The sequence below is a fragment of the Alphaproteobacteria bacterium genome, assembly GCA_017302575.1.
Classification (GTDB): Bacteria; Pseudomonadota; Alphaproteobacteria; order Rickettsiales; family UBA3002; genus JAFLDD01.
In genome coordinates this window covers 580933-604245 of sequence record JAFLDD010000001.1, presented here as the reverse complement: position 1 = coordinate 604245, position 23313 = coordinate 580933, and the positions used below count along the sequence as shown (strand labels likewise).

The window sequence follows — 23313 nt, the reverse complement described above, 5'->3', positions numbered from 1 at the left end:
CATGACCAATTATTTCACACTGCTTGGCATTGCCGAATCCTTTGATTTGGATATCAAGACGTTGGAAAAATCCTATTTCGATATTCAACGCGCGGCACACCCTGACCGACAGATTGGTAAATCAGAAGCCGAGCGTATCGTAGCGATTGAGCGTTCGATGGACGCGAATCAGGCATACGAAGCCTTGAAGAACCCACTCACCCGCGCCGAGCATTTACTGGCCCTCAAGGGCGTTCATGTGAACTCCGAGGCAGACACGGTAAAGCCTTCACAAGCGCTGCTGGTGGAGATGATGGAGCTTCGCGAGCAGATATCCGACAGCAGTGAAGATGGCCGAAAACTGCTCGAATTAGTGAGCGATATCCGCAAAAGTGCCGATGAATCGGTGGATGCGATTGCCGAGGCGCTCAGCGCAAATGACCTAGAACATGCGGCGCAATACACGATTCGCTTGCATTATTTGGGCAAAGCGGCAGAAGAGGCGCATATGTACCTCTATCGCATCAAAGCCCAGCACGCCCACACGCACGAAAGCCACTAATGGGACATTTATTACAGATTCACGAGCCAGGCCAAACGCCTCTCCCGCATGAAGACAGCATTGCGGTCGGTATCGACCTTGGCACGACCCATTCGGTGATCGCCATCGCCAGTGAGGGTAAGGCTGAGGCTATTCATGATGCGCATAGCAAAGCCATCATCCCATCGGTTGTGCAGTATATTGGTAAAAGCGCCATTGTTGGGCACGAAGCACGTCACGCTTACGCCGAAGGTGAAATGGATGTGTTGGCATCCGTCAAACGCTTGATGGGCAAGTCTGCGGCGGACATTCCAAAAATCGCCGACCAATTGCCCTATGATGTAGAAACGGGCGAGGGGCTTGTAAAACTGAGGCTGGCTGAGCGTAGCGTTTCGCCAGTAGAAGTATCTGCCGATATTTTGAAGCACATGAAATTATTGGCGCAAGAGGCGCTGGGGCGCGAAGTCACCAAAGCGGTGATAACCGTGCCTGCTTATTTTGATGATGCAGCCCGCACCGCCACCAAAGACGCAGCGCGCATCGCAGGGCTAGAGGTTCTGCGATTGTTGAATGAACCGACTGCCGCAGCACTCGCCTATGGTTTGGATTCGAATGCTGAAGGCATTTTTGCTGTGTATGATTTAGGTGGAGGCACGTTCGATATTTCCATTCTTAAATTGCAGCAGGGTGTATTCCAAGTGCTAGCAACGGCGGGTGATACGCAATTAGGTGGCGATGATTTTGACCAGAAAATTGCTGAATATGTTATTTCCAGAACCCATCTCGACCATTTGCAGCTTACCGAAATGAGCCAATTATTGGCAGCATCACGTGCCGCCAAAGAAGCACTAAGTACTGCAAGTGAAGCCATTGTTGATTGGGCGGGCGAGCGCGTAGGCGTGACGCGCGCGCAGATAGAGCAATGGATTTCACCACTCGTTCAACGCACGATCTTGTGTGCCGAACAAGCCATTCACGATGCGGGCATCAGTAAAGCTGATATTCAGGGCGTTGTCATGGTCGGTGGTTCAACGCGCGTGCCGCTTGTTAAAGCGCAAATGAAAGCATTTTTTGAATGCCCAATACATGATTCCGTTGACCCTGACCTAGTAGTAGCTATGGGCGCTGCCTTGCAGGCCGAAGCGCTGACCAAAGGTTCGAACACGCTGTTGCTCGACGTATTGCCGCTTTCACTAGGCCTTGAAACCTATGGTGGCATTGTTGAAAAGATCATCCCGCGCAATACGCCGATTCCCGTGAGCGTGGCGCAGGAGTTCACGACCTATCAAGATGGCCAGAATGCGATGAGCATTCATATCGTGCAGGGTGAACGCGAAAAAGTAAGCGATAACCGTTCGCTGGCGCAATTTATCCTCACCGACATTCCGCCGATGGTGGCAGGCGCCGCACGCGTCAAAATCACCTTTGAGGTTGATGCAGACGGGCTGCTTAGTGTGCACGCAAAAGAACAGGTATCTGCTGTTGAGCAGCGTGTAGAGGTGAAACCATCATACGGTCTTGCATTTGAAGAAATCGAACATATGCTGCGCGAAAGCATGGAGCATGCGAAGTCCGATATTTTAGAGCGCTTATTAATAGAAGCGCGGGTAGAGGCAGAGCGTGTGATGCTGGAGTTACAGCGCGCGATGGAGCTAAGTCCTGATCTGCTTAAGCAAGGTGAAGTGGCGATGTTCGAAGCGCAAATGCAAACCTTGAAAGCCGCGATTGCTGGTACGGACAGGGAGCGCATAGATTACGAAGTGCATCAACTTCATGCGTTGGTCGGCCCATTTGCTGAACGTCGTATGAATCATGCTATTGCGGGTGCATTAGCCGGTAAAAACGTAGAAGAAGTCTAAAAACGGAGACATAGAATGCCTAAAGTGACCTTTGTACTGCATGACGGAAGCGAAAAAGTGGTGGATGCGCCAAATGGCATCTCGTTGCTTGAAGTCGCGCACAAGAACGACATTTCTCTCGAAGGCGCTTGTGAAGGTTCGCTCGCCTGTTCAACCTGCCACGTGGTGGTGGACGAGGCATTTTATGGTGGTCTACCCCCAGCCAGCGACGATGAAGAAGATATGCTGGATTTGGCGTTTGGCTTAACGCACACCTCGCGCCTTGGCTGTCAAATCATGATGAATGATAGCCTCGAAGGCCTCAAAGTGAAATTGCCATCCGCGACCCGTAACATGATGGTCGATAAGAAATAGCCATGAATGAATTAACCCCTCCGCCTGTTAAAAAATCACGTACTCATAAAATTCTGATTGCTGTTGTGCTTTCCCTGCTGGGTGTAGCTGGGCTTGGCTATTACGCCTCGCGAGCGGGCCTTGATAAAGCGGTAGTTGAGCAGCAGCTTAATGCGTGGATTGAGCAAACAGAGAAGCAAGCCAAAGAGCAAGGCCAGTCAATTGATATTCGTTATGGCGACGTTGCCATCAAAGGCGGACTGGCGGACGGCCACGCGCTAATCAGCAATATTGAGGTGATCAATACGACTACGCAGGAAAAGAATCGGGTGACTGTCGAGCAGATGCGCTTAGAGCCACACAGCGCGGATTTGAGTGAAGTGAGCATTACATTCCTCACACCGATTCATGTATTCGAAGGCAATAATCGCTTTGAGAGCGCATCCTTGGTGAGCGAGCCGCCACTTGCCTTTACCGTCGAAAAAACAGAACATGATGGTGAAGGCTTCACCCGCATTACCAACCATTTCTCGCAAAAGACCACGCTGCGCTTTTTAGTTGGTCAAGATGCTAGCGGCGAGGAGGAAGAAACCCAAACGCTCACCCCGCGCTATGATACGATCGACGTGAGCATGAGCGAAGGTAGCCGTGGAGTAGTCACCACCCATGAAAGTCGCCCAGATTTGGGTAGCAGCGAACTGCGCATTAAAAATCTCAAGATCGTTCCCGTGGGTAATGAAGTGGGTACGATTACCGTAGACTCTATAACCAGTGATTGGAAAAACAGCCTCAACGATGAAAAAATCAACGTGGTTGAAATCAGTTCATCGCTTAAAAATCTCAGCGCGAACGAAAAATTCTTGCCATTTGCACCAGTGAATGCCGCCCTCAAACTGCGTTTTGAAGGCGCTATGCCCCAAAGCCCCGAGGCATTGGCGGCAATGCAATCTGCGCAGACATCGCTGAAGTTGGATGAATTCAGTCTCAGCACCAAGGACGCAACGATCAGCGCAACCGCCGACTTCGTTGCCAATAAAGAGGATATCCTGCCCGTGGGCATGGCAAATATCAGTATTGGCAATGTCCAATCATGGCGCAAGATACTGAAGCAACATAAGGTCCTGCGGAAAAAAGATGAGCCGCTCATCAATACGCTATTTATTCGCGTGGCGGGGCAGACGCTGCCTGACGCGAAAGATGTCAGCATTGATATTCAGCGCGCCCGCGAAGGCGCATTCCAGATTGGTGGCATCACCTTCGAGGAGTTGCTGGCGATTCTTTTGGGTAATATTAAAACCCCTCTCGATACGAAATTGCCAGAGCCAACAGCACAGGCAGCACCGGTGGACGCAGTAAAAGCGGAGTAATCAGATGGCTAAGAAGAAAGCATCTACGAAGAAGAAGCAAAAACTCCCTACATGGGATTTGACCCATCTTTATACTGGTATTGATGACCGCACCATCGTGCGTGATATCGCGCAGATCGCCAAAGAATCTGCAGCCTTCGCCAAGGATTACCAAAAGAAAGTCAAATCACTGAATGCGCCAGCATTTGCTGAGGCAATCAAGCGCTATGAGAAACTCTCCGACGCGATGGGTAAATTAGGTAGTTACGCCCAGTTACTGTATGCGGGCGACATGGCAAACCCCGCCATTACCCAGTTTTACCAGAACACCTCAGAGACACTTACGCTGCATTCCAGTAAATTGGTGTTTTTCACGCTCGAAATTAACAGCCTGTCTGACGAGCAATTGAACAAACATTTCAAAGCGTCCAAAATCGTGGCACATTATAAGCCATGGTTGGCGTCGATTCGCAGCTATAAGCCCTATCAGTTGAATGACGCGCTGGAGCGCTTCATTCATGAAAACAGCGTAACCATACAAAGCTGGACGCGTCTTTATGATGAGTCCAATGCGCGCTTGGAATTCAAGGTGAACGGCAAAAAATTGGCGAATGCGGAAGTGTTCGATTTGCTTTCCGGAAAAGATGCGAAGCTGCGTAAAGCTGCCGCCAAAGAAATTGCCCGCGTCTATCAAGAAAACGCACCACTCTTCACGCTGATTACCAACACGCTCGCTAAAGCAAAGCAGATTGAGGACGATACGCGTAAATTTGCGCGTCCGATCAGCAGCCGCAATGTCTCCAACCAAGTCGAGGACGAGGTGGTGGATGCGTTAATTAAAACGGTGAAAGCGAACTATAAGAATCTCTCGCATCGCTATTATAAATGGAAAGCCAAGCAGTTCGGCAAAAAGAAGCTCGACTATTGGGACCGTAATGCACCACTCCCTAAAATGGCTGATGGAAACATTCCATGGCCTAAAGCCGTCAACATTGTGATGGACGCTTACGAAGTATTCTCACCTACGTTGGCGGATGTTGGGCAGCAATTCTTCGAAGGAAACTGGATTGATGTGCCTGCGCGCAAATCAAAGGCATCGGGCGCATTTGCTCACCCAACGGTTCCTTCCGCGCACCCGTATTTATTGCTGAACTACCTCGGCAAAACGCGTGATGTGATGACACTCGCTCACGAGTTGGGGCATGGTGTTCACCAAGTGCTTTCCGCAAGCCAAGGCGCGCTGATGTGCGATACGCCGCTCACGTTGGCAGAGACTGCATCGGTATTCGGTGAAATGCTGACCTTCCAATCCATGCTCAGCCAAGAGAAGGATAAGAAGAAGCGTCGTGCGATGATTGCCTCAAAAGTCGAGGACATGTTGAACACTGTGGTGCGCCAGGTGGCGTTCTGCGAGTTTGAGCGCATGGTGCATGATGAGCGTAAGCTGGGCGAACTCTCGACCAAACGTATCGGTGAAATTTGGATGCAGGTGCAAAGCGAGTCGCTTGGCCCAGCTATCCAATTACATCCAGAATACAACGTGTATTGGATGTATATCCCGCACTTCATTCATACGCCGTTTTATGTGTATGCCTACGCATTCGGCGATTGCTTGGTGAATTCGCTATATGGCGTGTATCAGAAGGAAAAAAGCGCAGGGCGTGGCGTAACCTTCGCCGATAAATACGTGGACATGCTGGCAGCAGGTGGCACGTTGCGTCACAAAGAACTGCTCAAGCCATTCGGTCTGGATGCGTCTAAGTCTGATTTCTGGCAACAGGGATTAGATGTGATTAGCCAATATATTGACGAGTTGGTGTAACTCGCTATCGCGTATCGTCAATGGCGGCATAAAATAGATGCAATTGCCAAGAGGCCTTAGCCACGCACCATCCGCAATATATTGCCCGCGCAACGTCATTATTTCCGAGCGCGTTAAATCAGTTTCCACAACACCGATCGCACCTTTGACGCGCACGTCTTTCACGCGTGAATGCTGCTGAAGATCTTTAAGCCCGCTCCATAGAGTCGCTTCAATCACCTCTACTTGCTCGAGGCGTGGTTCTTGCTCAAATAAATCGAGCGATGCATTGGCCGCAGCACAGGCGAGGGGATTGCCCATATAAGTAGGGCCATGCATGAAGGCTTTTTCGTATTCACCGCTCCAGAATGCTTCGAATACTTCTTGGGTTGCGAGCGTTGCAGCAAGCGGCAAGTGGCCGCCCGTCAAGGCTTTGCCGACACACATAATGTCCGGCACGATGGCAGCTTCTTGACAAGCAAACATACTGCCCGTGCGGCCAAAGCCTGTCGCGATTTCATCGGCAATGAATAAAATGCCATGCTCGCGGCACACGCGGCGAATCTCGGAAAGAATATCCGCCGAATGGAATTTGAATCCGCCTGCGCATTGCACGAGTGGCTCGATGATAAGGCCAGCGACTTGCCCTTTAATGGCCGCAACGGTCTCTTCAAATTCGGCGAAGCTATATTCGTCGGTCGGTATATCGAGCGTATAATTTTTGAGCGTGAGGCTATCAAATGCGCTGGTGAATGGGCTTTTGCCAGAAACACCCATCGCGCCAATCGTGTCGCCATGATAGCCATGATTGAAGCAAATGAATTTAGTGCGCTTCAAGTCGCCACGATTGCGCCAATATTGCAGAGCCATTTTAAGCGCCACTTCCACCGCTACTGAACCTGAATCACTGAAAAACACGCGATCCATTTTGCTAAGTGCACTTAGGCGCGTGGCAAGCCTGTAGGCTTGCTCATGCGCCAACCCACCCAGCATCACATGGCTGAGTGTTTCAGCCTGTTGCTGAATCGCTTTTACGATATGGGGGTGCTGATAGCCGTGACACATGGTCCACCACGAGGCGATACCGTCGAGCAATTTGCGGCCATCGGCGAGGTGAATGTAGCTGCCTTTCGCGCCGACAACGGCTAAAGGCTCGTCCGCCGTTTTCATTTGGGAATAAGGTAGCCAGATATGCTGCAACCCTTCGTCCAACCAGTCTGCGGAGGATTTACGCGGCACTTGCTTCCGATGCGTTTTCAGGTGGCATAGGGTGAATGCCCAGTTTTGCGAACAGGCGCTGATCTGCTTCCGTATCCGGATTGCCGGTAGTCAGCAATTTCTCACCATAGAAAATGGAATTTGCGCCGGCGAAGAAACACATGGCTTGCATTTCATCGCTCATCGCTTCGCGACCTGCGGAAAGACGCACCATGGATTGCGGCATCAAAATACGCGCCACAGCAATCGTACGCACGAAATCAACGGCGTCGACTGGTTTTTCTTTTTCTAGGGGCGTGCCCTTCACCTGCATCAACTGATTGATCGGCACAGACTCGGGGTGTTTGGGCAAATTCGCCAAGGTGCGCAGCATTTCTGCACGATCGGTTTCATTCTCACCCAGACCCAAAATACCACCCGAGCAAACCTTCATGCCCACGTTGCGTACGGCCTCCAGCGTATCGAGGCGGTCTTTGAACGTACGTGTGGTGATGATGTTTTTGTAATGCTCTTCCGAAGTGTCGATATTGTGGTTGTAATAATCCAATCCAGCTTCTTTCAGTTGCAGAGCTTGATGCGCATCGAGCATACCGAGGGTTGCACAGGTTTCCAAACCCAGTGCTTTCACGTCACGCACGAGTGCGGTGACTTTTTCCATGTCGCGGCCTTTGGGCGAGCGCCATGCAGCACCCATACAAAAACGGGTCGCGCCCGCTTCTTTCGCTTTTTTGGCAGCTTCGAGCACCGTATCATGCTCCATGAGCTTGGTTGCTTTTACGGGCGTTTCGAATGACGCGCTTTGTGAGCAGTAATTACAGTCCTCAGGGCAACCGCCTGTTTTGATGGAGCAGAGGGTGCTGACTTGCACGGCATTGGGGTCAAAATGCTGGCGATGCACACTCGCCGCACGGAATAACAGGTCATTCAATGGTAAATCGAATAAACCCTTCACCTCTTCACTTGTCCAATCATGCCTTGTCATAGTATCTCCTTATCGGACGCGGAATATAGCCATTGGATTGGAAAATGCCAGCATTAGACGACATGGTAGCCAAACGCCTAAAAGACCTCGCTGAGCGTCATCAGCAGAGGGTTTTGCGTGATTCTACGCGTACCGAAGGCATTTATGTCGAACGGGCAGGGAAAAAATACATATCTTTCTCCTGTAATGACTATTTGGGGCTTAGCCAGCACCCCAAGGTTATTGAAGCAGCGATTGATGCTACGAAAACCTACGGTGTAGGGGCAGGGGCTTCGCGCCTGATTACAGGCAATCACCCGCTCTATACGCCGCTTGAACAAACCATTGCCGCAAAGAAGAAAACCGAAGCCGCATTGATATTGGGTAGTGGTTATCTCACTAATCTTGGGGTCATTCCCGCGCTTATGGGCAAGGGTGATCTCATCATCGCCGATAAGCTGGTTCATGCTTGTATTATCGACGGTGCGCAACTATCCGGCGCGACACTCAAGCGCTTCAAGCACAACGATATGGAAGATTTGGCGCGCCTACTAGCATCGCGCGGCGATTATGAAAATTGCCTCATCGTCACCGACCACGTATTCAGTATGGACGGTGACATTGCGCCCCTCAAAGCCATGCGCACACTAGCGGATAAGCATGATGCATGGCTGATGGCAGACGATGCACATGGTCTGGGAATCATCACGCCCGAAGCCGAGCCGCATATTTGGATGGGCACATTGTCCAAAGCCGCAGGCAGCTATGGTGGGTATATCGCCGCCAGCCAGAAGGTGATTGATTATCTCATCACCAGCGCGCGCAGTTTTATTTTCTCAACAGGCCTGCCGCCCGCAACACTTGCTGCCGCCAACGAAGCCCTAAAATTGATGACGCCCGAACTCGCTGCAAAAGCACTCGCCAATGCCAAACGATTCAATTCAAATGCCAAAACTACCATTTTTCCCGTGATTTTAGGCGAGGAACAAACGGCGCTGGAAAAAAGCAAACAGTTGGAAGCTGCTGGCTTCTTGGTGCAAGCGATTCGCCCGCCGACCGTGCCTGCGGGTACAGCGCGCTTGCGCGTGGCGTTTAGTGCATTACATACCGAAGCAATGGTCGATGATTTGCTAAAAGCGCTATGAAAACACTCACACTCAGTGGATGGACACAACCAGCCGATGCATTGTCACGCATCGTGCCGGACTCGGTGCATTTTGATTATAGTGATTATGCTAGCCCTGAGGAGAGTTTTGAAGGCCTGAAACCATTTGCGGATATCGAGCGCGTTGTCGCATGGTCATTAGGCGGCCAATTGGCGCTTCGTGCCATAGCTGCTGGTGTATTAAAGCCTAAAAAACTAGTGCTCATCGCGGCGCCATTTCAATTCGTTTCTGAATTCGGTATGGATGATTTCACGTTCAATCAATTCCGCACCAACTATGCGAACGACGCGGCTCGTAGTAAAACACGCTTTCATGGCCTGATTGCCAAAGGCGACAAGCACCACAGGGATGTTGTAACGCTCCTTGGCCATCACCCTGAAGTTGAAAACACGGCGCGTTGGCTGCCGTGGCTCGATGATTTGTCGCGCTTCAGTGTCGAAAATCTCAACGTATCTGCCATTCCTGAGCCGCTCATCATCCATGGAGAGAATGATGTTATCGTACCAGTTGAGCAGTCAGAAATGCTAGTAAAACATCTAGGTTGTGGCATATTAGAAAAGTGGAAAGAGTGCGGACACGCACCGCACCTACACGACACAGACACATTCAGAGCTAGAATTTCAGAATGCCTATAGAACAGCAACGTGTTGCCGAGGATTTTAATCGTGCCGCATTTTCGTATGATGCGCACGCAACGCTTCAGCACAGCTTGATGGTTGATGCGTGTCTGCTTGCTAGTGAATATTTCAAACCCAATTCCAAAATTCTAGATGTTGGCTGCGGCACAGGTGCATTTGCGTTGCATACGCGCGATTATAATAAAGAATGGAACGTTGTGGGCGTTGACATTGCGCCCGCTATGGTCGAGCTGGCGAGCAAATATTCCCCATGCTTCGTTGGCAACGCAACGGATCTACCATTCAATGAACTATCATTTGATGGCGTATTCTCAGGGGTCTGCTTGCAATGGGTAAGCGATAAGCAAAAAGCGCTAAGCGAAATGGCGCGGGTAATAAAACAGGGTGGGCGAGGGGTGATCACCAGTTTTGGTGCGCGTACCCTGCGCGAATTGCGTGATACGATGTGCGCCGTCGGTATGCCCTATAGTGTCATGGAAATGCCAAGCTTGGATGTATACGTACGTCTTGCAAAGTTGGAGGGCTGGAAGGTATTGTCGGCGCAGCAATCGACCACAGTTGAATATGTCGCTTCTGTTGAAGAAGTCATGCGCCAGCTCAAGCGCATTGGCGCTACGAACAAGCATAAGGACCGCCCGCGCCATTTATTCGGTGTACGCCGCTTTGAACGCATGCTGGGCGAATACGAAAAATTGGCGACACCGCTTGGCATTCCTGTTACATGGGACGTGATATCCCTTGTATTAGAGAAAGCATGACCGCTTCTTTTTTTGTTACATCCACCGGCACTGGCATCGGCAAGACATTCGTGACTGCCGCCATTGCACATCGCCTGAAAATTCCAGCTTTCAAGCCCATTTCATGTGGCGGTAACGAAGATAGCGAAGTGTTGATGGCTGCTACCAGCCAATCGCTCGATGAAACCACGCCGTGGCGCTATGCCGCGCCGCTTGCCCCCAGCATGGCCGCCCCGAAAGAGGGTAAGCGGGTGAATCTTGATGAGGTGGTGACATGGTGCAAAGCCCGCCACGGCCTTGTCGAAGGTGTGGGCGGTATCATGGTACCACTCAATGAGAGTGAAACCGTGTTGGACTGGATGAAGCAGCTTAATTGGCCGCTTATATTGGTAACGGGAAGTTATCTGGGAACCATTAGCCACACACTTACAGCGTTAGAGGTGCTGAAAGCCGCCAAGCTCGATGTGCGTGCGCTAATCATCAGTGAGTCACTAGAAAACAACGTAGGTCTGCACGAAACACGTGATGCACTTGCACAATTTGCTAAACATGTGCCACAACTTATAACGCTACCGCGTGCTGATTCGTGGAGAACCGCTCAAATGGAGATGGCATGGCTACGCTAGAATGGTGGAAAGATAAACTCGACCGCGCGCTGCTGATCAAGCCGCGCCCTCGCAAGGAGCCCTCAATTTACGCGACGTTCTATGAGCGCATGATGGCCTCGGCCATCGACATGGGCGTGATGATTTTTGCCCTTGGCCCCACGATGAATAGCATCAGCCGTAAAATTTATAGCCAAATGTCGCCTGAGCAGGTCGATGCACTCACCCAAACTACAACGATTAGTGACGCATTACACCAAGCGGCAGCAACGGGCTTTCTGGCGTTGTGGCTAGTAAATTCAGTATTGCAAATGATGTTGATTGGCGTTGCATATATTAGCTGTCAAATGCTTTTCAAGAACACTCCTGGCAAATGGCTGTTGGGCTTAAAACTCACCACTTCCGACAATCAGACATTTCCTGCTGTCTGGCGATTGGTGCTGCGCTTTATCGGTTATGGTATTGCGTGCCTGCCATTATTGCTCGGTATCGTGTGGATGAATTTTGATAAGCAATCGCGCGGCTGGCATGATTGGCTAGCGGGCACTCGCGTCATCACCACGCGCCCAGATGGTTGGTATTGGGCACAAACAAAGCGTGGATTCTTCTGGGCGAAAGAGCGCCTACTTCGCAAATAATCGGTTGGCGAACCAGCCCGCTACGATAGCGAGCAATATGCAAGCAATCCCGTAAAGCCATGGTTGGTGATGCGCTGTACGGAACAACCATGCATCCGCACCTGTTTTATACGCACGTAGTGGAATCGTCTGGCTGCTGACGATACTTCCATCCCTCACCAAATACGAGGTAACGGTATAATCGCCCTCAGCGAGAGAATCAGGAAAGGGGATAGTGGTGCGGAATAGAGTTTCACCAAAATAGCGGATCGGTGCGGTGTTGGTGTACCAGCCACGTCGTGAAAGCTCGCCAATCAAGCCAGCATCAAATACCGCATTGCTGCTGCTGTCCTTTGCAACCACATTGGTTGCGCCAATGCCTAAATAGGACTGCATGGCTGGGCTGAGTAATTTATCAAGCGGCTTGGTGCTTCCCACCGCGTAATACATTGGGAGTGGGCCATAGCGTCTGCTTTCGACATGCATCCACATACCCGCAATTTTTTCTTTGCGACGAATGCGTATATCGGCCTCTGGGCCGTGTACGACGATGACTAGCTCACCTTGCTCATTGCGTGCGCCGTAAAGCAGCAGTTCTTCACCACTAAATCGCTCATGAATCTGAATGCTACGCTTAGAGATATCCGAGACAAGCGGTGTATTGAAGTTTGCCAAAGGCTGAGCCATGGCCGCATTCGCCGTAAATAAAAATACACTGAGCAGGAATAATCTCATCGCTCAATCACCGTCAGCGTAAAAATTTCGGGTGGGGTAATAAATAGCCCGTAGCCCAGTCGTAGTGCCACCGCGAATAGAATCAGCGCGAGCAACGCGCGCAAGTAATGCACGGGTAAACGGTGCGTGAGGCGTGCACCCCATTGTGCGCCAACCACCGAACCCATCAGCAATAATATGGCTAATACCACATCCACTGTTTGCGTCGTAACGGCGTGAAGCAGTGTGGTAACCGCCGTGGTAAATGTCATGTGATATAGCGATGTGCCCACGACTACCGAAGGCGGCATACGTAACACATAAAGCATCATCGGCAGCATGATGAAGCCGCCACCAATGCCCATTAATGCGACGAGAAGGCCAGTGAGAATACCCATGCCGACAGGCAGTAAAACGCTATGCGTAACTTCCGAGCGCGCAAAATGACGACGCAAAGGCAGCTTCTCCAATATCGGAAAGAGAATCGTGTCCTCCACACTTTCGCGTTTACGCCCTTGGTGGTAAAGCCACGCCTCACGCGCCATTAGAATACCAATCAAGATCAGGATGGTCACATAAAGCAAGGTGATGATGAGGTCGATTTGACCAGCGCGACTCAGTGCTTTGAACAACACAATACCCAACACTGCGCCAATGATGCCGCCAACCACAAGGTGATTACCCATGAGCACGTCGACACGCTTATGTTTCAGATGGTTGAGATATCCTGAAAACGATGACGCGATAATCTGATTGGCAGAAGTGGCCACTGCTACTGCAGGCGCAACACCCATGAACATCAAAATCGGTGTGAGCAAAAATCCGCCACCAATGCCAAATAGGCCAGCGAGTATGCCCGTAATACCGCCAAGCGCGATAAGATCAAAAACGCTGGCCGAGATTTCGGCAATGGGGAGATAAACTTGCAACGACTATCTCAAGAACGCAGCAAAATATTGGCGCAGGCGTTTTTCTGCCTCGCTGTTAAATTGCGTCATCATTTCTTGTGTCATGGTGTGGAACAAGCGTTCACGTTCTTGCAATGTCGCCTTCTCATTAATCGAGCGCGAGCGAATCACATTCACGTCTCCTTCGGCGATAGCAACCGCATGCACCCCGTCATAGATACGGAATGTTGCGCGGAGCTTGCCGTCATAACGATCACTCTGATCGTCAGTGAAGAAGCCACGTAGTCCTTCGGTTTTAGGAAGCGGAACTTCCACCACCGAGGCTTCATCAATCGTCACTTCCATTAGGCCGGAGGTGCCCGCAGCTTGAAGCCTGTCACTCGCCCATTGTTTAACGGCGTTGGTAGGCGTCATGAAGAAGATATGCTCCACGTTCGGTGATTTCATTGGTGGTTCATATTGCTCCACCACGCGAATTTCGACGGCGGCTAAGCGAATCTTTGGCTGGTTCGCAAAGCTGATTGGTGCAAGGTTCTGTGGGGCAGGTGCTGGCTGGCAACCCATAAGCGCAAGCGCGCTAAGTGCGAATACTATTTTTTTCATAAGTTCCTCCGTGGTGAGACTATGTAGCAGTTCGCCGCGCTTCGGGCAACTTGGCATCGGGCGGGCGAATATATAGGGGCACTGCTTCGTGAAGTGGCGTGATATCCAAAAGCGGCGCGGCCTTACATAAGATCGCCGCATCAATCGGTGCAACCATGCTTGCTACATGGTCAATCAAGATATTCCCCACAACATGAGAGGTGCGAAGTTTCAAAGCACTCGGCGCAATCATGGTAATGTCGCAGGTGGCAACGGGTTTGTCGGTAAAATCGAATGACTGGTGGTAAAGTTCTCCCTTACCGGCGTTGAGCACCACATCACACGCCTGTCCCGCTTGCCAAGCGTAAGCTTCCGTTGTGGTAAGGGTTTTGAGTGGTGTCTTTGTCACCAAATGAATGCCATGTGCGGCGGCGAGTGCGATGCGAATGCCTGTGAACGTACCAGGGCCAGTGGTGGTAATAATCGCTGTAATGTCCTTATAGGCTAGATTCGCCTGCTTAAGCAGCGTATCAATCGTCGCAATTAATAGGGCGGATTGCTTCCCCGCAGGGATGGTCTGGCTATAGCACGCATCCGCCACGCGCAGCGCCACGGAACTATCGCCCGAGGTGCAGTCAAATGCTAGATATGTAGCCTTGTCATTCATGTGTGATGCTCTATATTGTAAAAAATACAAATGCAGGAGTTTTTTATGGCGGTATGCAGTCTTGAAAAAGAAAAATGTGGCCCATGCCATGGTGAAGGCAGCGCCTTAACGGCGGATGAGGCAGCAAAACTCATGAGCGAGCTAAGCGGTTGGAATTTTGCGCAAAGTGGCGCAGCTATCCATAAGCGCTTTGAATTTAAGGATTTTATGACTGCGCTCGCTTATGTGCAGAAAATCGCCGTTGTCGCTGAAGAGGAGGGTCACCACCCCGATTTAGGCCTAGGCTGGGGCTATGTAGACGTGACGTTGACGACGCATTTTTTCAACGCCCTAACCCGTAATGACTTTATCGTTGCAGCGAAAATCGACGCGCTATAAACAGCGCGCATGGCGAAGAAACTCTATATCAAGACCTATGGCTGCCAGATGAATGCGTATGATTCCGTGCGCATGAGTGAGTTGCTCGCCCCCATGGGTTACGAGCAAACTGACGCGCCAGATCATGCGGATTTGGTCATCCTCAATACCTGCCATATTCGTGAGAAAGCGGCCGAGAAAGTCTATTCCGACCTAGGTCGTATGCGCGACATCAAGCAGTCGCGCCCTGAACAGAAAATGCTCATTGGTGTGGCGGGCTGTGTCGCGCAGGCTGAGGGCGAAGAAATTGTGTCGCGCGCACCTTATGTGGATCTGGTTGTTGGCCCGCAATCTTACCAGCATTTACCTAATTTGATTCGCGAAACCATTCGTTCGAATACGGCAGCGATTAACCTCGCTTTTCCTGAGATATCAAAATTCGACCAACTCACGGAAGCGACGCTGACCCAAGGCTCTAGCGCGTTTGTGTCGATACAAGAGGGCTGCGATAAATTCTGTACCTTCTGCGTTGTGCCCTACACGCGCGGTGCGGAATATTCGCGCAGCGTGCGCGATGTGTTGGAAGAAACCCGTAAGCTGGTGGATTTGGGTGCGATTGAAATCACGCTCCTTGGTCAGAACGTCAATGCGTATCACGGCATCGGCATGGACGGAAAAGAGTGGGGGCTTGGTAAACTCATTCGCGAAGTGGCAAAGATTCAGGGTATCAAGCGTATTCGTTACACAACATCGCACCCAAATGATGTGGACGATGAATTGATCGCCGCACATGGTGATATCGAGATTCTCATGCCCATGCTGCATTTGCCGGTGCAATCTGGTTCGAACAAGATTCTCAAAGCCATGAACCGCAAACACACGGCGAGTGATTATCTGGTGGTGATTGAGAAATTGCGCGCGGCGCGCCCTGATATTCAGTTCTCATCCGATTTCATTGTCGGCTTCCCTGGCGAGACCGACACAGACTTCGAGGATACGTTGCGACTGGTCGAAACAGTTGGCTTTACGCAAGGCTATAGTTTCAAATTTAGCCCGCGCCCAGGAACGCCTGCGGCAGAAAAGGCGCAGCAGGTGGAAGAAGCGGTGCTTGATGCGCGCCTTCAAACCCTCCAAAACTTGCTGGCCGTTCAACAAGAAAAATTCAATAAAACCAAGTTAGGAACTACGCTTTCTGTGCTATTTAATCGCGAAGGTAGGCTTGAAGGGCAAATGCAGGGCAGGTCGCCATTCATGCAATCTGTGTATGTGGATAACGGCGCAGCCTATGCAAATCGCCTCGTTGACGTGCATATCACAGGCGCATACGCTAATAGTCTCAAGGGCGAGGTGATCAGCACTTCGCAGCGTCTTAACCCCCAGCAGGAGCGCGTAGCGCATTATGGCTAAGCCAGACAAAAAAACGTCCCGTGAAACTCAGTCCGTAAATATTTTCTTCGAACATAACCACTTCTTGCCAATGTTATATGGTGCGAACGACTCGAATCTGGAGCGTTTGGAGCAGTTGCTGCATGTAACGCTCGTCTCGCGTGGTAACATGATTTCCATCACCGGTCATAAGCGCGATATCGAGGCGACTGAGCAGGTCTTGCAGTCGCTCTACAAACAAATCGAAAGCGGTGCTGAAATTTCCGACGCTGACGTGGACGCGGCCGTGCGCCTGATCCCGCCCGTGCTGGACAATAAAAAACCAAAAGGTCGTGATGGCCAAGACTTAGAGACGGATGTTTATATTCGCACCCTCAAAAAAACCATCGCCCCCTATACGCATGTGCAAGCCAATTACATGCGCACGCTGTATGATAACGAGTTGGTGTTTGCATTAGGGCCTGCAGGTACGGGTAAAACCTACATTGCGGTGGCGATGGCGGTATACCAACTCATCAATAAAAAAGTGGAACGGATTATTCTCTCACGCCCAGCAGTTGAGGCGGGTGAGAAAATCGGCTTCTTGCCAGGCGATATCAAAGACAAAATCGACCCCTATATGCGCCCACTATATGACGCGCTGTTCGACATGATGCCCGCCGACCGCGTGCAACAGCACATGGATAATGGCGAGATTGAGCTCGCGCCACTCGCCTTCATGCGTGGCCGAACCTTCAGCAATGCCTTCGTGATTCTCGACGAAGCGCAAAATACCACCCGCACGCAGATGAAAATGTTCCTGACGCGTATGGGTGAGCGTTCGCGTATCCTGATTACGGGCGACTTATCGCAAATCGACTTGCCGAAAGACGTGAAGTCCGGCCTTGCCGATTGTATTCCTAAAATCGAGCATATCCCAGGCATCGACGTGATTCGCTTCAGTGACGGTGACGTGGTACGCCACCCACTGGCGAAGAAAATCGTGCAGGCCTATGACGAGTGGGAAGAAAAGAAAAAACAATTCGCCGAGCAGAATGACAATTAACTTACTCGTCGATGACCCGCGCTGGCGCAATAGTTTCAAGACGTTGCGCGTGGACGTGCTGAAAGCCGTGCGCATGGTGCTGAAGGACTATGACGTGAAGGGCGCAGTTGTAACGCTGAAGTTTTCCACCAATGAAGACGTTGAAACCCTAAATCACCTCTATCGCGGTAAGAAGAAACCCACCAATGTGCTTTCTTTCCCCAATGACGAGCCACCACTAGGTGATATCATCCTCGCTTATGAAACGGTGAAGCGCGAAGCGAAAGAGCAAAAAAAGACCTTCCGCGCGCATACGCTGCATTTGGTGGTGCATGCAACACTGCATTTATTGGGCTATGACCATGAGAAATCTAGAGAGGCAGAAGAAATGGAAGCGCTTGAAATTGCATACTTAAAGCGATTGGGCATTGCCAACCCATACGAATCCCGCTAAGTCTATTCAACCATATGCCCAGCTCAGACATAGAACCCGAATTACCTGGGTTAGAATCCAAATCCCATCACGGTAAAAGCGGAACCGCGACGCCGTCGCCCATGCAGCTTGCGATTAAATGGTTTCGCCATAAAGTAGTTGGCCGCGCTGAAAACACCCTCAAGGAAGCACTGGAAGAAGTGCTCGAGGAAAATTCCCCAGAGATGCAATCCATCAGCGAAGCAGAGAAGAACCTGCTCAAGAACATGATTCATTTCGGCGAATTGACGGTGCATGACATCATGGTGCCGCGCACGCAAATATTGGCGCTGCCAAAACAAACGTCGCTGGCTGAACTCAAGACTCACATTATTAGCATTGGTCATACGCGCATTCCTGTTTATGCAGAGTCGCTCGACCAGATTGAGGGATTCATCCACGTTAAGGACCTTTTCCCATTCGTGGCGGGAGCAAAGCCCTTCGATATCGCCATGGTGATGCGTGAGATTTTATTCGTGCCACCTTCGATGAAGATTGTCGATTTGCTGGTGCGCATGCGTATGTCTGGCTGCCATATCGCGATTGTTATCGACGAATATGGTGGGACGGATGGCCTCGTCACCATGGAAGATTTGTTCGAAGAATTGGTGGGTGAAATTCAAGACGAACACGACGAAGATCACGAAGAGCTGATGGTAGAGTGGGTGGGCGGTAACATTGTTGAAGTGGATGCGCGCGTGCCAATCATTCAGCTTGAAGAAACGCTCAATGAAAGCTTCCGCAAAGAAGGCGACGAAGTTGATACGGTGGGTGGGTTAGTCTTCTCGGCGCTGGGACGAGTGCCAATCAAGGGAGAAGTGCTGCATATTCACCCTAACTTTAAATGCGAAATTATTGCGGCAGACCCGCGTCGTATACGCCGTTTGCGCATTACCAAGCACGCATGATTGCCCGTTTCGTGAAGTGGGCAGAGTGGGTCCAAGCGCGTCAAGGCTGGCAGCGCACAGTCCTATTGTTCATTGCGGGTGCGCTTAGTGCATTAGCCCTTGCGCCTTATTATTTATGGCCCGTATTATTTGTCACGTTTCCGCATTTGCTATTGCAGATGGAGAAGGGAACCGCTCGCCAAACAGCATGGCGTTGCTTCGTATTTGGGTACGGTTTTTTTGTCGCAGGCACGTATTGGATAGCATTTTCATTGTTGGTGGATGCCGCGCAGTTCGGCTGGCTGTTTCCTATTTCTGTTTTCGGACTGAGCGCTGCTTTTGCCATATATTTCTTAGTGAAGGGCTACCTCTTCGCCAAGCTACGCACCACACATCGATTCGCGAACATCTGTTTATTTGCGGCGCTTTGGGTGGGGTTTGAGTACCTGCGTTCTGCGGGCATATTTGGTTTCCCATGGAATTTGCTGGGCTACACCTCCATGGCCTCTGAGCGTTTGTCACAACTTGCTTCCGTCACGGGAACATTTGGTTTGTCGTGGCTTATTGCGCTGTGCCTATTCCCGCTCATATATCGTAACCGCGCTTATATTTCAGCGATCTTGGCATTAGTGATTGCCGTCTATAGTTACGGCATATGGCGCGTACCAAGCAGCGCCGCGCCTGTCACCGAAACGCGTTTGCGTTTAGTGCAGCCGAACATCCCTCAAGAAATGAAATGGACAGACGCTGGCAAAGACCAGTCGATGCGCATTCACGGCGTGCTCACCCATATGCAGACCGACGCGCCACTAGCTGATGTCGTCATCTGGTCGGAGACGGCATTTCCATTCACCGTCTATGATGGCAGTGGCTGGTTCCATATGGTTCGCCATTTTGCGCCATATGGTGGGGCTTTTATTACCGGCGTCATTCGCTCGCATCGCGATGAGGTGTGGAATAGCATGATGGTGGTAGATAACAAAGGCGAGTCGCTTGATTATTATGACAAGCACCAGCTTGTACCATTTGGCGAATTTGTTCCACTGCGCAGTATATTGCCGCTTGAGAAAATTACCCCTGGCACCATTGATTTTTCACGAGGTGAGGGTGTGCGTACACTGCGCATTGTGGGTGTGCCTGCCTTCAGTCCATTGATATGCTATGAGGTGGTTTTCCCGTGGCTGGCCGCTAAAAAGGATGACCGCCCCGCATGGCTTTTGAATCTCACCAATGACGCATGGTATGGCGACACGGCAGGCCCATACCAGCACTTTGACATGACGCGAATGCGCGCCATTGAGCAGGGTTTGCCACTCGCAAGGGTTGCAAATACGGGAATATCAGCCCTCATAGACCCCTATGGTCGTATCGTTGGAAAATTACCATTAAATGAGCGCGGCATTATCGACAAAGCTTTACCAAAACAGTTGAATATTACTCCTTACGCGCAGTTCGCAGAAGCGCCTATTTTGCTGATATTATTCATTTTTATGTTGGTTTATATATCTTACTGGAGAGCAAGGTTACCTTAGGAATTTCTTAATAACCTTTAATTAGCTTGCGATATAAAACCAAAGCGTTTACTGAATCTTCTTCAGTGTAATTTAGGTTGTATACATACGTTATGAGTGATTCACATCCAGTCGACGTTCATGTCGGCAAACGTTTGCGGTTAAAGCGCACCATCATGGGGTTAAGCCAAGAGTCGATTGGCAAAGCCATTGGCGTGACGTTCCAGCAAATTCAAAAATATGAGCGTGGTATCAACCGCATGGGCGCTAGCCGCCTTTACGATTTTGCCAAGACCTTGAATGTTCCTGTTTCCTATTTCTTTGAAGGATTCGGTGACGAGCTGACCGTCGATAGCGCGGTAATGGGTATGGCAGAAGGTGAAGCACCTGCCTATGAGCATGAGCAAGTCAGTAGCCGCGAGACGATGGATATCATGCGCGCCTACTACAAAATTAAAAATCCCGCAGTGCGCAAACGCATCATTGAATTAATCAAAGCGGTTTCGGAAGAAAACGCCGACAAATAAGTTGACGTTACGGCGCAGTTCGTTAAGTTGCGCCCCAGAATTGGTGGGCATTTGGAGTTTGGCGGCCACCTTAAAAACCGGTCTAAGCATGTTCGCACTGCCAGCACTCCAGATTATTTTTGATAGGAGCTTCCTGTGAGTCAGTTTGAACGCAGTCATTACATTTTTACCAGTGAATCCGTCTCGGAAGGGCACCCCGATAAAATCTGCGACCAGATTTCCGACGCCGTGGTGGATGCATGCCTGACAGAAAATCCAGAAGCGCGCTGCGCATTTGAGACTATGGCAAGCACCAACCGCATCATCATTGCAGGTGAAACGCGTGGTGCTGATAAAGTGACCGCTAAGCGCATGGAAGAATTGGCGCGCAATGTCGTTAAAGACATTGGCTATGAGCAAGAAGGTTTCCATTGGAAAAACTTTGAGTTCCATAATCACGTACACCAGCAGTCAGCCGACATCGCGCAAGGCGTTGATAGCGGCGCGGACAAAGACGAAGGTGCAGGCGACCAAGGCATTATGTTTGGTTACGCGTGCAACGAAACCCCTGTATTGATGCCAGCACCACTTTATTATTCGCACCGTATTTTACAGGCGCTATCTGAGGGTCGTCGCAGTGGCAAGTTCGACAAGCTTGAGCCGGATGCAAAAAGCCAAGTGAGCTTGTTATACAAAGACGGCGTGCCTGTGCGTGCCAACTCGGTGGTTGTTTCAACCCAGCACAGTCCTGATATTTCACAAGCTGAAATCCGTGAATTGATTCGTGGCGTGGTGCAAAACGTTCTACCAAAAGGCTGGATGCCAGAAGAAAATGAACTCTTCACCAACCCAACGGGTCAGTTCATCATTGGTGGTCCAGACGGTGACTCAGGCCTCACGGGTCGTAAGATTATCGTCGATACGTACGGCGGTGCGGCCCCACATGGCGGCGGCGCGTTCTCGGGTAAAGATCCAACAAAAGTTGACCGCTCGGCAGCGTACGCTGCGCGCTATCTAGCGAAAAACGTTGTGGCTGCTGGTCTTGCTGACCGTTGCACCATTCAGCTTTCTTACGCCATTGGCGTATCACGCCCTGTGTCGTTCTTCGTGAACACGCATGGTGATGCGCGCGTGAACCCAGAGAAGCTCGAGAAGGTATTACAGCAATTGGTGAATCTCTCACCGCGCGGTATCCGTACGCATCTGCAACTAAATCGCCCAATCTATCTGCCAACTGCTTCGTATGGCCATTTTGGTCGCGAGCCTCAGGCAAATGGCGCATTTAGCTGGGAGAAAACGGACTTAGTCGCGGAGTTGAAGCGTGAGTTCGGCATCAGCAACGCAGCCTAAGTACCTATCGAGTTTTGGTCGTAATCGCGGGCGTAGCCTTCGTCCCTACCAGCAACAGCTGGTGGATGAGCTGTTGCCAACTCTAAAGCCGTCGATAGAGTCTGGCTATAAACGCTATGCACTGGAGATTGGTTTTGGCGCTGGCGAGCATCTAGCTGCGCAGGCTAAGCACAACCCCGACACGCTCTATATTGGGTGCGAGCCTTATATTAATGGCGTCGCCAAGCTGCTCACGGAAATTGACCAGCATAAACTCAAGAATATTCGCCTGCATACGCGCGATGCACGCGAACTGCTTGAAGTGCTGCCCGAAGCCATTTTCGATGAGATATTTGTTTTGTTCCCAGACCCGTGGCCGAAGGTGCGTCATAACAAGCGCCGCCTGATTAATCAGCAGACGCTCAGCATGCTCTCACGTGTTCATAAAAAAGGCGGTAGATTGCTGGTCGCTACCGACCATGTGGATTATTCAGCATGGATATTGGAGCATCTTCTGGCGCACCCTGATTATGAGTGGACGGCCAAGGAAAAAGCCGATTGGCAAACACCCCCCAAGGACTGGACAGTCACCAAATACCAGCGCAAAACCACCGAACAAGGCCGCGAACCCATGTTTTTTGAGTGTGTTAAAAAGTAACACGCGAATCTTCATCAAACCTTCACATGACTTTGATGAAGTGCATTTGTAGGTTGGCATCACAAAAAACCAATTATGAGGATGAGTATGTCGACCCCTGAAGAACGCGCAATTGCAAATCAAACATTACAATCAAATATCGTTGCTTATGGCTATACCGAGTTACGCCCCGGTGCCTATAAATGCAGCGTATTGTTGGATGATTCGCTGATTGGCACAAAAATGGATGGAAAGCCAAATCTCCTCGCTTCGTTTAAAAATCTTATCGTTGATGGGATTAAACTGAAAGCGATGGGAGAAGCAACGCACGGTGTAGTATCTCAAGATAACCGTACGCCGGTGATAAGCGTTATGGTAAGCAGCAAAGATAAAGCCGAAAGATTTTGTGATATGATTCAGGAGCTTGCGCCGAACTCAGCGAGAGCAGATATTGCGGCTTTGCGAAATATACAGGCTGTTAGTGCTGCGGGTCGTGCTTAGTACGTAAGAAATGGCTTGATTTTAGTGTGCC

The 23313-nt window shown here is 50.6% G+C and carries 26 protein-coding genes; 20 read left to right on the top strand and 6 right to left on the bottom strand.

The window, feature by feature from the left end:
• Position 1 precedes the first annotated feature (1 nt).
• Genes hscB through J0M34_03065 form a run of 5 tightly spaced genes read left to right on the top strand, consistent with a single transcriptional unit; the run spans position 2 to position 5880 of the window.
• Positions 2-541, top strand: coding sequence for a Fe-S protein assembly co-chaperone HscB (gene hscB / locus J0M34_03085; protein ID MBN8543228.1), 540 nt, complete (start codon positions 2-4; stop codon positions 539-541).
• Positions 541-2379, top strand: coding sequence for a Fe-S protein assembly chaperone HscA (gene hscA / locus J0M34_03080; protein ID MBN8543227.1), 1839 nt, complete (start codon positions 541-543; stop codon positions 2377-2379). The genes hscB and hscA overlap by 1 nt, the downstream gene beginning before the upstream one ends.
• Positions 2380-2394: 15 nt before the next feature.
• Positions 2395-2733, top strand: coding sequence for a ferredoxin family 2Fe-2S iron-sulfur cluster binding protein (locus tag J0M34_03075; GenBank protein MBN8543226.1), 339 nt, complete (start codon positions 2395-2397; stop codon positions 2731-2733).
• A 2-nt stretch (positions 2734-2735) separates the two neighbouring features.
• Complete coding sequence (locus J0M34_03070) at positions 2736-4079, top strand: DUF2125 domain-containing protein (GenBank protein MBN8543225.1); 1344 nt, start codon at positions 2736-2738, stop codon at positions 4077-4079.
• Positions 4080-4083: 4 nt separating this feature from the next.
• Positions 4084-5880 carry a M3 family oligoendopeptidase gene (locus J0M34_03065; protein ID MBN8543224.1) on the top strand — a complete coding sequence of 599 codons (1797 nt, stop codon included), beginning with the start codon at positions 4084-4086 and terminating at the stop codon, positions 5878-5880.
• Here the strand turns inward: J0M34_03065 and J0M34_03060 are convergent.
• Both J0M34_03060 and bioB read right to left on the bottom strand, forming a co-directional pair.
• Positions 5842-7098 carry an adenosylmethionine--8-amino-7-oxononanoate transaminase gene (locus J0M34_03060; GenBank protein ID MBN8543223.1) on the bottom strand — a complete coding sequence of 419 codons (1257 nt, stop codon included), beginning with the start codon at positions 7096-7098 and terminating at the stop codon, positions 5842-5844. The two genes, J0M34_03065 and J0M34_03060, sit on opposite strands and share 39 nt — an antisense overlap.
• Positions 7088-8059 (bottom strand): biotin synthase BioB, encoded by a 972-nt coding sequence (gene bioB / locus J0M34_03055; protein ID MBN8543222.1) that lies wholly within the window; start codon positions 8057-8059, stop codon positions 7088-7090. The genes J0M34_03060 and bioB overlap by 11 nt, the downstream gene beginning before the upstream one ends.
• 44 nt (positions 8060-8103) lie before the next feature.
• Between bioB and J0M34_03050 the strand changes: the two genes are divergently transcribed.
• Genes J0M34_03050 through J0M34_03030 form a run of 5 tightly spaced genes read left to right on the top strand, consistent with a single transcriptional unit; the run spans position 8104 to position 11822 of the window.
• Positions 8104-9183 (top strand): 8-amino-7-oxononanoate synthase, encoded by a 1080-nt coding sequence (locus J0M34_03050; protein MBN8543221.1) that lies wholly within the window; start codon positions 8104-8106, stop codon positions 9181-9183.
• The gene (locus J0M34_03045; GenBank protein ID MBN8543220.1) at positions 9180-9839 is read left to right on the top strand and encodes an alpha/beta hydrolase; all 660 of its coding nucleotides are present in this window, start codon (positions 9180-9182) and stop codon (positions 9837-9839) included. Before J0M34_03050 ends, J0M34_03045 begins: the two co-directional genes overlap by 4 nt.
• A complete protein-coding gene (locus J0M34_03040; protein ID MBN8543219.1) occupies positions 9830-10600 on the top strand; it encodes a methyltransferase domain-containing protein in 771 nt (256 codons plus the stop codon). The genes J0M34_03045 and J0M34_03040 overlap by 10 nt, the downstream gene beginning before the upstream one ends.
• A complete protein-coding gene (gene bioD / locus J0M34_03035; GenBank protein ID MBN8543218.1) occupies positions 10597-11205 on the top strand; it encodes a dethiobiotin synthase in 609 nt (202 codons plus the stop codon). Before J0M34_03040 ends, bioD begins: the two co-directional genes overlap by 4 nt.
• Entirely contained in the window at positions 11193-11822 is a 630-nt protein-coding gene (locus J0M34_03030; GenBank protein ID MBN8543217.1) for an RDD family protein, read from the top strand. Before bioD ends, J0M34_03030 begins: the two co-directional genes overlap by 13 nt.
• Here J0M34_03030 and J0M34_03025 read toward each other — a convergent pair.
• Genes J0M34_03025 through tsaB form a run of 4 tightly spaced genes read right to left on the bottom strand, consistent with a single transcriptional unit; the run spans position 11808 to position 14672 of the window.
• Positions 11808-12536, bottom strand: coding sequence for a TIGR02186 family protein (locus tag J0M34_03025; GenBank protein MBN8543216.1), 729 nt, complete (start codon positions 12534-12536; stop codon positions 11808-11810). The two genes, J0M34_03030 and J0M34_03025, sit on opposite strands and share 15 nt — an antisense overlap.
• Complete coding sequence (locus J0M34_03020) at positions 12533-13444, bottom strand: sulfite exporter TauE/SafE family protein (GenBank protein MBN8543215.1); 912 nt, start codon at positions 13442-13444, stop codon at positions 12533-12535. Before J0M34_03020 ends, J0M34_03025 begins: the two co-directional genes overlap by 4 nt.
• 3 nt (positions 13445-13447) lie before the next feature.
• Positions 13448-14026 (bottom strand): hypothetical protein, encoded by a 579-nt coding sequence (locus J0M34_03015; protein MBN8543214.1) that lies wholly within the window; start codon positions 14024-14026, stop codon positions 13448-13450.
• 19 nt (positions 14027-14045) lie between these two features.
• Positions 14046-14672 carry a tRNA (adenosine(37)-N6)-threonylcarbamoyltransferase complex dimerization subunit type 1 TsaB gene (gene tsaB, locus J0M34_03010; GenBank protein MBN8543213.1) on the bottom strand — a complete coding sequence of 209 codons (627 nt, stop codon included), beginning with the start codon at positions 14670-14672 and terminating at the stop codon, positions 14046-14048.
• Between the two features lie 45 nt (positions 14673-14717).
• Between tsaB and J0M34_03005 the strand changes: the two genes are divergently transcribed.
• The 10 genes from J0M34_03005 to J0M34_02960 all read left to right on the top strand — a co-directional run bounded on the left by J0M34_03005 (position 14718) and on the right by J0M34_02960 (position 23282).
• Complete coding sequence (locus J0M34_03005; protein ID MBN8543212.1) at positions 14718-15050, top strand: 4a-hydroxytetrahydrobiopterin dehydratase; 333 nt, start codon at positions 14718-14720, stop codon at positions 15048-15050.
• Between the two features lie 9 nt (positions 15051-15059).
• Complete coding sequence (gene miaB / locus J0M34_03000) at positions 15060-16436, top strand: tRNA (N6-isopentenyl adenosine(37)-C2)-methylthiotransferase MiaB (protein ID MBN8543211.1); 1377 nt, start codon at positions 15060-15062, stop codon at positions 16434-16436.
• Positions 16429-17460 carry a PhoH family protein gene (locus J0M34_02995; protein MBN8543210.1) on the top strand — a complete coding sequence of 344 codons (1032 nt, stop codon included), beginning with the start codon at positions 16429-16431 and terminating at the stop codon, positions 17458-17460. The genes miaB and J0M34_02995 overlap by 8 nt, the downstream gene beginning before the upstream one ends.
• Entirely contained in the window at positions 17450-17893 is a 444-nt protein-coding gene (gene ybeY, locus J0M34_02990) for an rRNA maturation RNase YbeY (GenBank protein MBN8543209.1), read from the top strand. The genes J0M34_02995 and ybeY overlap by 11 nt, the downstream gene beginning before the upstream one ends.
• A 14-nt stretch (positions 17894-17907) precedes the next feature.
• Positions 17908-18819 carry an HlyC/CorC family transporter gene (locus J0M34_02985; protein MBN8543208.1) on the top strand — a complete coding sequence of 304 codons (912 nt, stop codon included), beginning with the start codon at positions 17908-17910 and terminating at the stop codon, positions 18817-18819.
• Positions 18816-20330, top strand: coding sequence for an apolipoprotein N-acyltransferase (gene lnt, locus J0M34_02980; GenBank protein ID MBN8543207.1), 1515 nt, complete (start codon positions 18816-18818; stop codon positions 20328-20330). Before J0M34_02985 ends, lnt begins: the two co-directional genes overlap by 4 nt.
• A 92-nt stretch (positions 20331-20422) precedes the next feature.
• Complete coding sequence (locus J0M34_02975; GenBank protein MBN8543206.1) at positions 20423-20836, top strand: helix-turn-helix transcriptional regulator; 414 nt, start codon at positions 20423-20425, stop codon at positions 20834-20836.
• A 135-nt stretch (positions 20837-20971) separates the two neighbouring features.
• Positions 20972-22165 (top strand): methionine adenosyltransferase, encoded by a 1194-nt coding sequence (locus J0M34_02970; GenBank protein ID MBN8543205.1) that lies wholly within the window; start codon positions 20972-20974, stop codon positions 22163-22165.
• On the top strand, positions 22137-22802 hold the full coding sequence (trmB, locus tag J0M34_02965; GenBank protein MBN8543204.1) for a tRNA (guanosine(46)-N7)-methyltransferase TrmB: 666 nt from the start codon (positions 22137-22139) through the stop codon (positions 22800-22802). The genes J0M34_02970 and trmB overlap by 29 nt, the downstream gene beginning before the upstream one ends.
• 87 nt (positions 22803-22889) lie before the next feature.
• A complete protein-coding gene (locus J0M34_02960; protein ID MBN8543203.1) occupies positions 22890-23282 on the top strand; it encodes a hypothetical protein in 393 nt (130 codons plus the stop codon).
• The last annotated feature ends 31 nt before the right edge of the window (positions 23283-23313 follow it).